Source organism: Thermodesulfobacteriota bacterium (assembly GCA_035559815.1).
Lineage (GTDB): Bacteria > Desulfobacterota_D > UBA1144 > Nemesobacterales > CSP1-2 > DATMAT01.
Map to the genome: position 1 here is coordinate 24,675 of DATMAT010000057.1, position 12,192 is coordinate 36,866.

Annotated in this window: 10 protein-coding genes; 9 read left to right on the forward strand and 1 reads right to left on the reverse strand. The window is 46.7% G+C overall.

Going from position 1 to position 12,192, the window contains the following annotated elements; translation table 11 throughout:
* The first annotated feature begins 186 nt into the window (after window positions 1-186).
* From VNN20_14235 to VNN20_14265, 7 genes are all read left to right on the forward strand, one after another.
* Window positions 187-1,239, forward strand: a complete 1,053-nt coding sequence (locus tag VNN20_14235; GenBank protein ID HWP93348.1) for a diguanylate cyclase — start codon at window positions 187-189, stop codon at window positions 1,237-1,239.
* 76 nt (window positions 1,240-1,315) lie between these two features.
* Window positions 1,316-1,471 (forward strand): hypothetical protein, encoded by a 156-nt coding sequence (locus VNN20_14240; protein ID HWP93349.1) that lies wholly within the window; start codon window positions 1,316-1,318, stop codon window positions 1,469-1,471.
* 17 nt (window positions 1,472-1,488) lie between these two features.
* Window positions 1,489-3,807: a beta-propeller fold lactonase family protein gene (locus VNN20_14245; protein HWP93350.1), complete on the forward strand. Its 2,319-nt coding sequence runs from the start codon at window positions 1,489-1,491 to the stop codon at window positions 3,805-3,807.
* A 75-nt stretch (window positions 3,808-3,882) separates the two neighbouring features.
* The gene (locus VNN20_14250) at window positions 3,883-5,811 is read left to right on the forward strand and encodes a hypothetical protein (GenBank protein HWP93351.1); all 1,929 of its coding nucleotides are present in this window, start codon (window positions 3,883-3,885) and stop codon (window positions 5,809-5,811) included.
* A gap of 59 nt (window positions 5,812-5,870) precedes the next feature.
* Window positions 5,871-6,065 carry a hypothetical protein gene (locus VNN20_14255; GenBank protein HWP93352.1) on the forward strand — a complete coding sequence of 65 codons (195 nt, stop codon included), beginning with the start codon at window positions 5,871-5,873 and terminating at the stop codon, window positions 6,063-6,065.
* Window positions 6,066-6,250: 185 nt separating this feature from the next.
* On the forward strand, window positions 6,251-9,076 hold the full coding sequence (locus VNN20_14260) for a CHAT domain-containing tetratricopeptide repeat protein (GenBank protein ID HWP93353.1): 2,826 nt from the start codon (window positions 6,251-6,253) through the stop codon (window positions 9,074-9,076).
* A 154-nt stretch (window positions 9,077-9,230) separates the two neighbouring features.
* Complete coding sequence (locus tag VNN20_14265; protein HWP93354.1) at window positions 9,231-9,836, forward strand: hypothetical protein; 606 nt, start codon at window positions 9,231-9,233, stop codon at window positions 9,834-9,836.
* Window positions 9,837-9,838: 2 nt separating this feature from the next.
* Here the strand turns inward: VNN20_14265 and VNN20_14270 are convergent, their stop codons facing one another.
* Window positions 9,839-10,582, reverse strand: a complete 744-nt coding sequence (locus tag VNN20_14270; GenBank protein ID HWP93355.1) for a sigma-70 family RNA polymerase sigma factor — start codon at window positions 10,580-10,582, stop codon at window positions 9,839-9,841.
* Between the two features lie 352 nt (window positions 10,583-10,934).
* On the opposite strand from VNN20_14270, the gene VNN20_14275 reads away from it, so the two are divergent.
* Window positions 10,935-11,570: a response regulator transcription factor gene (locus tag VNN20_14275; protein ID HWP93356.1), complete on the forward strand. Its 636-nt coding sequence runs from the start codon at window positions 10,935-10,937 to the stop codon at window positions 11,568-11,570.
* A 17-nt stretch (window positions 11,571-11,587) separates the two neighbouring features.
* On the forward strand, window positions 11,588-12,028 hold the full coding sequence (locus tag VNN20_14280; GenBank protein HWP93357.1) for a hypothetical protein: 441 nt from the start codon (window positions 11,588-11,590) through the stop codon (window positions 12,026-12,028).
* Window positions 12,029-12,192: the final 164 nt, after the last annotated feature.

A 12,192-nucleotide genomic window follows, 5' to 3' on the forward strand; every position in this document is an offset into this window, starting at 1 on the left:
CGGCGTGGCAATCTCTTATTTTGAACAAGTTTGATTTGCTAGAAAATTTAACCCCCGTCCTTGCCCACCGAACCTAAGCGTAAGACATCAGTAATATCCTCTCAATTTAATCATCCTTATTGCGGAAATTTTTTGAAACTTTTCGTCTAAGACTGGCTAAAGGATCAAAAAGGAGGGTGATGGGAGATGAAGACTAAGGTGGTTTCTTCCGTTGTTAAGTCAGTCTCTGGCCCGGATACACAGCCATCTGTGCAGAGTAAAGAGCTGTCGACATACAATAACCCGGAGATTGAAGAGCTAAAGATAGTCAGAAATAAAGGGTCAGCGGCATACAAATTCCATACTTTAATATCATACATACCCCTGCCCAAGAGCTACCTCGGTAAAATCACCCTGCTTATATTTCTAGCCGGATATCTCCCCATCCTGGCTTTCGTACTTTATCTTTTAACTTCTCACCCGAACGACCCGGCTTCAAAGCTTCAGATTTTCGGCATCAGCCTCGCTTTTGCCCTTCTGGGGCTAGCCGTCACCGCTTACCCGCTGAAATTGCTGCTTTCATCGTTATTGGTAGTCTCTCGCGCCCTCGACCAGTACATAAACGATAAAAAGATTCCGACGTTGTCCACCAGCCAGATCGATGAACTGGAGAGATTAATGCTGGATATTGAATTTAAGATACTCGACCTCCAGGGGCACATCCGGTCACTCGAAAAAAGGTCTATGACGGACTATCTAACCGGAATCCAAAACCGGTACTCTGCAGAGAGGCAGCTTAAGGAAGATATCGCCCGTGCTCAGAGAAGCGGAAAAGAAATCTCATTAATAATCCTGGATATCGACGAATTCAAGCTTATCAACGACCGTTACGGCCACGATGTGGGGGATATTTGTTTAAAGCATGTAGTCGAGATAATCCAGGGCGGCATACGCAAGGGAGACTGGCTGGGGAGATGGGGAGGAGATGAATTCGTATTATTACTCTTCGATTCTGATGAAAAATCCTCGAGAAAAATAGTGGAGCGCATTGGTGACGCGGTGAAGGAGCAACCGGCCTTGACACCCAAGGGCGAGATAAGCATGAGCCTGAGCGTGGGCATATGCCAGCACAATGGAAAAGACCAAGCGGAGGAGCTTTTCAAGAAGGCCGATTGTGCCCTTTTATTGGCGAAGCGATTAGGAAAGTCGCAAATAGTCTATTACTCCAATACCCTCCCTATCTCAGCTACACATACTTAGCTCCTAACGGTTATTATTAGCGACGCAAATGTTTACGAGAGGACTTTTCTTGAACCCTTCTTAATAATGTAATAAAATGAGCTATCGAAAAAGGATGGAGGTCGTGATATTCAGCCTAAATTATCGTCAGCCCTCCGCGGCTACGGACACCTGCCCGAACGTAATTTTCTTTACCGAAGGTTTTACCAGTTTAACCAATATCGAAGAACACCGTATTTCTGCTTTCCTCTAAAAACCTAGGAGACAGAAGTGGCAAATAAAATTGCTGGAATCAGAGAGAGACCTTTAAAATTAATCTTTATCTCACTTCTTTTAACCTCCTGCACCAGCGCTTTTTTAGTATTTCTCCTATCCGGCGGGCCTGGCGGACTGCCCATTGTTCCGGCGTTCATAGTTCCCGGAGCAAGGCAACTGGTGGCAACATCCAGCCACCCGCTTGTCCGATTCTTCTCCGAGCCCCAGGTCGCTGCAGTGACGCCCGATAACTCCAAGGTTTACGTCACCAACCTAAGAAGCGACTCGGTATCGGTGATAGATACAGCAAAGGATAGAATAACGGCAACGATACCGGTTGGTAGAAATCCTTTCTCATTGGCCATAACACCAGACGGGACCAAGGTCTATGTGGCCAATTTCGGAAACCTTTTCCAGCCGGGAAACACCGTCTCGGTGATAGATGCTGAAACGGACGCCGTCGTCGCCACGGTTAGAGTGGGGATTAACCCGGGAGCAATAGCCATAACCCCGGACGGCTCTAAAGCCTATGTGGCAAACTCCGGATTCTCCGCCTCCGATAACACCGTCTCGGTGATAGATGTGGCCACAGACCAGGTTATCGCCACGGTAATTGTGGGAATTAATCCCGGGGCGTTAGCAATAACCCCGAATGGCTCAAGAGTCTACGTAAGCAACACCATCAGCAGCACCGTCTCGGTGATCGATACTTCAACCGACGAGGTAATGGATACGATAAACGTCGGGTTTAACCCAGCGGGGATAGCTATTACTCCCGACGGTTCCAAGGTCTATGTGGCCAACAATCTAAGCGATTCCGTGTCGGTGATAGACACGTCCAGCAACCGGGTTATCACCACCATTCCAGCAGGGACAGAGCCCTTGATTGTAGCAATAACACCCGACGGCTCGAAGGCTTACATCACCAGCTTAAGTAGCGACTCGGTCTCGGTGATAGATGTATCAAACGACGCCGTTGTCAACACAATTCCGGTCGGCAATATTCCGGTGTCCATAGGGATAACGGCGGATAGCTCTAAAGCCTATGTAGGAAACTGTAATTGCGGCATAGCCGACCCGGACAGTCCGGACACCGTATCGGTAATAAACGTATCGATGGATGAGGTTATTGCCACGATTCCGGTCGGATTTGGGCCGCTCGGCCTGGCCATAACATCAGACGGCTCCAAGGTGTACGTGCCCAGCTCCAACGGCAGCACCGTATTTGTGGTCGACACAACTACAGACGAGGTTATTTCGGTAATACCGTCGGGGACAGGACCGGCGGCCATAGCGATAACGCCCGACGGCACCAAGGTCTACGTGAGCAACTTTAATAACCCGGACAGTCCAGGCAATACCATATCAGTAATAAATACCGAAACAAACACAGTCGTTGATGAAGTCGAAGTAGGCATTGGGCCTGCTGCGCTGGCCATAACCCCGGATGGTTCAAAACTGCTGGTTGCTAATTACGGGAGTATATCCGAGCCTGGAAATACCATATCGGTGATAGAGATTGAGACGAACACGCTGATTGCCGACTTAACTGTCGGAACCGGCCCGATGGCTATTGCCATAAGCCCCGACGGCTCTAAAGCCTATGTGGCTAATTTTGGCAGTAGCAATTCAGTCGGCAATACCGTGTCGGTGATCGACCTTACTAGCAATACCGTTACACAAAGCATCGGTGTCGGTAATGGGCCTGCCGGAATAGCCATAACGCCCGACGGCTCACAGGTTTATGTCACCAACCTGGGCGGCGTCGAGGATCCTCCCGATTCCAGCGCTAGAAGCACGGTATCGGTAATAGATACCGCAACTAATTCAGTAATCGCTGAGATACCGGTAGGAATTGGTCCCCTGGGCATAGCCATAACCCCGGACGGAACCAGGGCTTATGTGGCCAACTTCGGCGGCATTACTTCTTTTAGCGACTTCGCCGCTGGAAATAAGGTGTCGGTCATAGATGTAATAAATAACATATTGATCGGTGAAGTGAACCTCGGAGATGGTTTTCTAGGTCTTGGGCCGGCCGGCGTAGCCATAACCCCGGACGGATCTACCATATACGTAACCAACTTCGACATTGTTAATGAGGAGCTATTGGGCTCGGTCAAGGTTTCTACCCCCGGGGATACTATATCGGTGATAGATTCGACAAGTAACACGGTTACCGAAACTATCAACGTCGGAGAGAGGCCGCTGGGGATAGCGATTACCCATGATGGAACTAAGGCTTATGTGGCTAACTACTTCGGCAATAGCGTTTCGGTGATAGATGTTTCGACCAATAGTGTGGCCGAGGAGATACCAATTAAAAATGAAAAATGAATTTTGTAGGGGCACATTGCAATGTGCCCCTACTTATCCTAACGTCAACATCGAGGTCGTTAAAAAGGGAAAGCGATGAAATCAGTTTTGCCAAATGTAATAGATAGAAAGTCACCTCATCTAATTCTTCTCATTGCCGCTCTATTACCGCTAATTTTTAATTTAGCCTGTGATGGTGGAGAGGACGGAGAAGGAAAGCCTAGCGTCAGTCGTAAAATATTCGTCGCCAGTTCGGGCGGGGACAAAATAACCGTCTTCAATGCCGACGATGATGGTGACGCCACACCGATAAGAACAATCGGGTCAAATACCGGGCTCATTAGACCTCAAGCAGTCTACGTTGACACAGTCAATGATGAAATATTCGTGGCCAACACCGGGAATAACACAATTACCGTATACAGGAAAGGAGAGGATGGAGATGTAGCTCCTTTAAGAAGCATAGGTGGAGATAACACATTCCTTTTTCGCCCGGTAGCGATATTCGTCGATACCCAAAATAATGAAATTTTCGTGGCTAACCTATTTTCAATCACAGTGTATGGAAGGACAGACCAAGGGAACGTCTTCCCCACAAGGACTATAGAAGGAGAAAATACGGGGCTTTCTTTTCCCAGCGGAATATTCGTGGATGCAGAGAACGATGAGATTTTCGTATCCAACACCGAGAACGACACCGTCACCGTGTACGGACGGTCGGCAGGGGGAGATGCCTCGCCCTTGAGGACACTATTTGTATTAGATGGAAGCGATAACGGTATCCATGAGACATTGGGTTTATTCGTCGACGCAAAAAATGGAGAGCTCTATGTGATTGATGCCGTTTTACCGGACTTTCCATCACCAGTCCCGATTACCCGGCCTATCAAGAGCACGATAAAGGTGTATGGAAGAGATGCCGAGGGAAATGAACCTCCTTCAAGAACCATCGAGGGAGAAAGCACCGGACTTTTCAATCCTTCCGGCATCTATGTCAATAATAATGAGATATTTGTGATTAACTCCTTTAATAACACCCTGACCGTCTATGAAAGAGAAGCCGAGGGGGACGCACCACCTTTGAGAACGCTTACCATATTTGACTCTAACGACGCCGGCTTTCGGGCGTTCCGGGGGATGTCTTTGAGCATATCCGTGGATACCGAGGACGGCGAGATATTCGTTTCTAATCTTAACGACACAATCACGGTTTATGGTAGAATGGCGGAGGGAAACACGCTTCCAATTAGAATCATAGGATCCCGCACCGGTCTTCTAGACCCAAACTGGATATACGTGGATACGGAGAACAAGGAAATATTTACCAGTAACTTTTTCAGCCAGCAGGTCACCGTGCACGGAATAATTGACGAAGGGAATGTTGCACCACTAAAAACCATACCTCAAGGGCTTTTATCCCCGCAGGGAATTTTTGTGGATACTAAGAATGAGGAGATATTCGTTTTAACCAACGCCGCCGACACTGTCACTGTGTATGGAATGAGAGATAACAAACCTTTAAGGACGATATTCGGTGGAAACACCGGATTATCCTCTCCCCGGGGTATATACGTCGATATAGAAAGTAACGAGATATTCGTCACAAACCTGGGCAACGACACCATCACTGTCTACGACAGGACGGCTGAAGGAGACGTAAGCCCTTTGCGGATTATAGGCGGGGATAATACCGGCCTCCTCGGACCACAGGGAATATTTGTAGATAGAGAAAATGATGAGATTTTCGTTTCTAACTTTTTTACGATCACCGTATATAATAGGACTGCTGAAGGAGACGCCACCCCTTCCAGGACCATAGATGGGTTTAACACCGGGCTGGACGGGCCAACCGGGATATTCGTGGATGGGGAGAGCAATGAGATATTCGTCACGAACTTCAACAACAACAGCATCACTGTTTACGACAGGGCGGCGGAAGGGGATGTTGCTCCCTTAAGAAGCTTAGCCGGTCCTCACACCGGGCTTTCATTGCCGTTCGGAATATTCGTTGCCGATTCGCCATAGAGGTTTTAACCATCTTTTGCAATGCTAACGCCCTACAAAAGTTACAGAGGAGACTGGTCATGGTTACCAAAACCTGCATGATGAATTGGCTGGCATATAAGGGGGTTCCCACGGTGTATAGAAACACCATTGCAGACGAGGCAGTAAAGGCTACCTCGGCATCAGCGCTCAAGGCAGCACTGAAAGCAAAGGGCATCCCTCAAACCTGGATTGACATAGGGGTATGGTGTTACTATAAATGCGGCGGGAAGTAGTTAAGACAATGCCAAACTTAGGAAACTTGTCTCAACTTTTCGTCTAAGAAGGAGAAAAACAAGCAGGTTTTGATGGTGAAACTGGGTCAGGATGATATCTTTTCGATTAAATTGCATTAAACTAAATTCTGGCAATCGCAATACTATTTCATACTTTAGCCATCCTTTTAAACCATCAGAAAAAAATGATTGATTTTTCTTTCCTTCATCAAAAGAGCATTAATTCCTATCTAGTCATAATGCTGATTACTTTATCTCTACCCTCGTGCGTAACGATAAAAAAAGCGGATATTAAAGTTCAGGACGAAGGAGCAGTACGGTTAATCACCGAAGGCGGGAAATTGTACGACCGGGGAAGATATGATGAAGCCCTGGGAAAATTCTCTGCGGCGGAGGCAGAGACCAGCTTGCCCCAGGATAAAATTAGGATTGCGGACATATTATCCAAAGGCGGCTTCGACCTCTTCGAGAAAAAGCTCTTTGATGCTGCACTTTCCTACTACAACCAATCACTGAAGATAAACAGGGTTTTAGATAACAAGCCGGGACTGGTTAATGACTACAGTTACATGGGAAGTATTTACACGGATATAGGAAAATACGACGAGGCGATCCTTCACTTCAATCAGGCCATCGAACTGCAAAAGGACATGAATGATAAAGCCGGAGTAGTTCACAACCTGAATAACCTCGCCAATCTCCACGGCTACCTGGGCGACTACCAGGAATCTATAAATCTTCTAAACCGGGCCCTTCAGATTAGCCGGAGCACCGACGTCCCGACCCAAACGGCAAGAACACTGATAAATCTTGCCGCTATCGATTTTCGCCTGAGAAACTACGAAAAATCTATTGATTACCTAAACCAAGCACTTCAGATTGCGGATAGGGTAAAAAATGAAAACCTGAAAGCGGAAGCCCTAAACCTAACCGGCGTCGTCTACAGAGAGCAGGGTGAATTCGATAAGGCTTTAGCCAATTACCTTGCCGCGCTGAAAATCAACAAGAAAGAGGGCGTTGAAGCTGCAATCATAACCAGCCTTAGCACTATTGGCGAATTGTATAAGGAGACTGGAAGATACGGCCAAGCTCTTCAATACATTCAGGAATCTCTCCACCTGAGCAGGGAATCGAAAAACCAACTGATGACCGCCGTCAACCTGAATTACATGGGGGAGGTGAGATACAAGCAGGGAAAATACGACCAGGCTCTCAATCTTTACCAATCATCCTTGGGAATCTTTGAAGAGCTTGGGTTCAGGGACCGGATAGCCAGAAGCTACAACAACATCGGTTACCTGAGAGGGGAAACCGGGCAGTGGGATTCTGCGATCGAGAACCTGGATAAGGCCATCTCCATCTATAAAGACCTGGGAGACAGGGAGTGGGTCCGCATCTCTCTCTTTGGCCGGGGACTTTATTCAGAAGAAAAAGGGGACCTTCTTTCCGCAGAAAAAAACTACAAGGAGGCCGTGGATATATTTGAATCGGTTAGAGAGGACGTCGCCGGGGGCCTGGAAGCAGAGCAAACCTTCAGCGACGTGAACGTGGAGATTTACGAGAGGCTGGTGTCATTGCTCCTGCGGCTTGGGAAAGACGAGGAAGCGCTCGAGTATATAGAAAGGAGCAGGTCAAAGAACCTCCGGGACACGTTTCTAAGGAGCGGTATCAGCTCTTTTGACGAGAGAACCAGGGGACTCCTTGAAAGATTTGATGAGCTTTTCAGAAAAGAGGCTTCCATAAACTACCAGTTGGTGAGGGAAAGAGCAAAGGCATTGCCTAACCCGGAGAAGATAGACAATTTAGTAAAAACATTGGCCAGGACTAGGGAAGAATTTATGAGAATAAATTCTGCTTTAGAGTCCGAAAATCCCAAGCTGTACGGCCTGCTCAGTATAAAACCGGAAGACGTTGCCGAACTGGTAAAAAAGAATAGGCTCCCCGGAGACGTTATCTTTGTAGAGTACTTTATCACCGATAAAGAGACCTACATATTTCTCATGAGCGACAGGGACCTGAAGGTCAAGACCGTTTCTGCGAAGAAAGAGGAACTTGCAGAATTGGTCAAACTGTTTAGAGACCTGATAGAGCTTAATAAATCCATACCCAGCAACCGCTGGCGGGATGACCAGAGTGAGGAATACGAACAGGCTATAAAACCGCTCAAGAAGACATCATCGACCCTCTACGCCTACCTCATAGAGCCAATCGAGGCTGAGATTGCCCCGGCCGAAACCATAGCCGTGATTCCCTTCGGCTCGCTCCATTACCTCCCATTCAACGCCTTGGCAAAAGAAAGGGATGACGGCACGTTGGAATTTCTCATAGAAAGGAAGAAGCTCGTCTATATTGTTTCCGCCTCCGCCAATTACCTGGACGTAGTCCTGGGAAACGGCCGTAAAAGAGGAATCGAGAGTCTGGTTGCCTTTGGCAACCCGGACCTTGGGGAACCGGACCTCGCCCTTCCCTATTCCCAGGAGGAAGTTAAAGCCATAAAAACACTCTTTCCAAACGCCACCGTGTTCCTGGGAAAGGATGCTACCAAATATAATTTCGAGAGCAACTGGGGGGTGAATGACATAATCCATATGGCCACGCATGCAGTCGTCAAAGGAACGCCGTCAATACTCTTGGCCCCTTTAGGCACGGGCAGTCTTACCCTGAAAGACATTACCGGGCTGCCCCCTGCCGAGAACACCCATCTTGTGGTGCTCTCCGCGTGCCAGGCGGCGGTTGTAAGTGACGAAGACGGCCATGCTGCCGAGGAGCTAAACAGTATAGCTCTCGCTTTCAGCATGGTAGGCACCCCATCGGTTATTGCCACCCTCTGGAGGATAGAGGACAAAGCTACATTTGAGCTGATGGAGGATTTTTATGAGAATTTAAAGAAAGAGGGCAGATTCGATTACGAGGCGTTGAGAAGGGCACAGTTAGAGATGCTTAAGAGGCCGGATAAATACGGCCAGCCATTCTACTGGGCGCCCTTTATTCTTATGGGGGTATGGGAGTAGGTTGACAATTTCGGATTTCGGAATGCGGATTTAAGTATTTCTTCCGTCCGCAATCTGCAATCCGAAATCCGAAATTAAACGGGGAAGTTCCCCAGGCTTTTCGTCTATACTAATATGTGTTAGTTTAAGTATCGAATTTTTCGGAGATTACTTTATGAAATTAGAAAAAGAAGATGAAATATTGGGTGCGGTGGCGATATCCCTGATTGAAAGAAAAGGGGGAGAATGCCCTTCTGACGAGGAATTCGCCTTATACCTGGACAGAAAGTTAAACCGAGAGAGGAAAAAGACCCTCATCTCCCACTTTATTTCCTGCCCTGCCTGCCGGGACAGACTGGCCGTCTCGAACTTGGCTCTCGAAACCGCCAGAGAGGAAAACATCCTAGAGAAATTACTGACTTTTTTCGGCCGTCCGCTGGTCATAGCGCCCGTAGCCATCGTAATACTCTTCCTGGCGGCTATAACCCTGAACGTTTATCTAAAATCGTCCAATTTTCCTGACACCGAAGAAAGATACAGGGGTGGAGATTTAGTCAGCGTAAACCAGGTTGATTTAACCCCTGGCCTCTTGAGAATTATCCAAGAGGGCGACCAGGGGGAATTAAAAAATAACCTTGCCAAAGAGCTGCCTCCTCACTCTGAGGTATCGGATATAGTGGTGGAAGAGAGGCTTAAGTCTCTAAAGGACTTAAAGGAGAATGAGAAGATAACCTTAATACTTTACAGCGATGGTTTATTGAAGGTGAAGCTAACCCAATAAACTCATAGCGTTTGTTCAAATATCTCCTTGATATCGTCGTTGGTTATCCCCTTTTCTCTCATGTATTTCCCCAGGCTCTTCAGTATCTTTTCTATTCTTTTGTACACCTTTTTCTGGTCAAGCCCGGGAATAGCCCCGGATATCTCCCTTGCGCTCAAATCTTGCTCGAAATAGAGCTGTAGTATCAGAATATCCTCCTCTTCGAGCCTGTGAACCTCCTCCCTGAGCACTTTCAACACCATCTCCTTTTTCTCTTTGGCCTCGGTGGTTATCAGACTCTCCTCCGGATTTGCCCCCCTACCCTCGGAGGCAATACCATCTACCTGTTCCCCGAGAAAAACGGTTCGCTTTTCATCGATCTCATCCATATTCACCCTACTCTCCCTTATCCTTTTTTCCACTTCATCAACCCTTATTTGAGCCTCCTCCGGGGGGATTTTAAACTCCGCTTGAATGGAATTCTCTACCCAGCCGGGAGACAAATTGTGATAAAAGAAGAGTTTAAAAACATGACGGTTTATCTCGTCGAACGCCCAGTAATACTTGGGTAAGACCTTATATCCGAATTGACTTCTCCTAAAATCAATGATGAGCTTCCCGGTAACGCTCTGGAGAAATGTCTTAAAGCTCGCCTCCCCGCGGAAGGAGCCTATCCTCCGGCTATTATCCTCATGTAGCTTCTCCCACACGTACAGGAAACAATCATTGGCCAGGTCGGGGTTGTTAGAAAAGCTCCTTCTACACATAGACCGAACTACCAGTATGTCCTCATCAGTTAAGGTCCTATTATCCATTTTATGGTCGGGAAAAAGTAGCTATCTACGGGGTTAATCTGCTAATTCGCTGATTAAAAGCCGGGGCTGGAAGCTTATCAATCCTCCATCTGATAATCTCGGCCAAATTCGCAGACCACCATCCGTCCTCGATTTTGAAAAAGATTTTAATACCATACGGTCGTAATTAAAAGGGGGAATTTTCTCAAGCTTTTCGTCTATATTCGAACAAGAGAACGAGGAATAAAGGTTATTAAAACCGGATGGATTCAGACATGATTAAAAACCCGAATTTCCATTTTAGCATGAAAAAGGAGGTACCGTGGTGAGAGAATCGAATAATCCGATACAAATAGCCTTAGCATCGCGCTCCCAGTTTTTTCTCCAAGGAATAAAAAGGATTCTCCAGGATGAGGGCGACATAAAGATAGTTGCCGAGGTTATCGATTCAAAAGAGGTCAAGAAATGTATTAAAGAGATAAAACCGGACTTTATATTTATCGACAATAGAACCCCGGAGTTTAGCATCCAGGATCAACTGAATTCCTTGATTAATAAAAATTGCACTACCCGGTTTATCTTATTCGACACCTATAGGGGGGAAAAACATTTTTCACGAAACATCGTATATATAAGCAGGGAAGCAGGCTCCAAAGAATTAATCGAGAGCGTGAGAAAAAACAGCCGGAGTAATGAAGGTGCTCAAGACAGGAAAGATTACTCGGGCCATGACAAAAATAGGCTTACAAACAGGGAAGCAGACATAGTTAATTTAATCAAAATCGGCATGAGCAACAAAAGAATTGCTCAAAGACTCTCCATAAGGGAAAAAACGGTGAAGGCAAACCTGACCAATATTTTTACGAAACTACAGGTCCAAAGCAGGTACCAGCTCCTAGTGCGGGCCAGGCAGCAAGGCCCTAATAATTCTTCAGAACATGAATTTTCAAAAACCGGCTAAGGATAGGAGGCTTTTCCATGGCTACAGCTCAAAACCTGGAAAGGAACGGCGCAACAGCGGATATAAAAGCAATATGCAGGTGGATACAAAAAAAGCTGGGCGTAAGCCAGCCTGAAACACTCATAGTACCCATATATAACCACATAAACGAATACAGCCCAAGGTACATCGCCAGACGCCTCGCCGAAAAAGACACCAAGCTGAGGGTATTTTTCCACTTTAAGGACATGAACGATTACATCACCCTTTCGAGTAATGGGCAATTAAATGTGAGAGACGGGCAAGAAGAGTTGTTCAAGGCCTGGGGAATCTCTCAATTCAGAGACCTTAACCCTCAAACCATCTTCCAGGAGCTTGAGGGCAGAATAAGAAAAATAAACGTTATATCCTTCTCCGATTATATGAATCATTCCTTTAACTCCTACTCCGACTTTATAGAGTGGCTGTCTGAAGGGTAGATTCAAGTAGCGATTATGTTTCATCCCTCTACTCAATATTTTCATCAGAAGACAGGATTAGTTCTAAGAATGAAGCACCCCGCGGCAAGCCGCAGTGTATCAATACATACGCATGTACTCTAACGCGACATTGCGAGAGTTGCGATGCAATATGTTTAGATTCC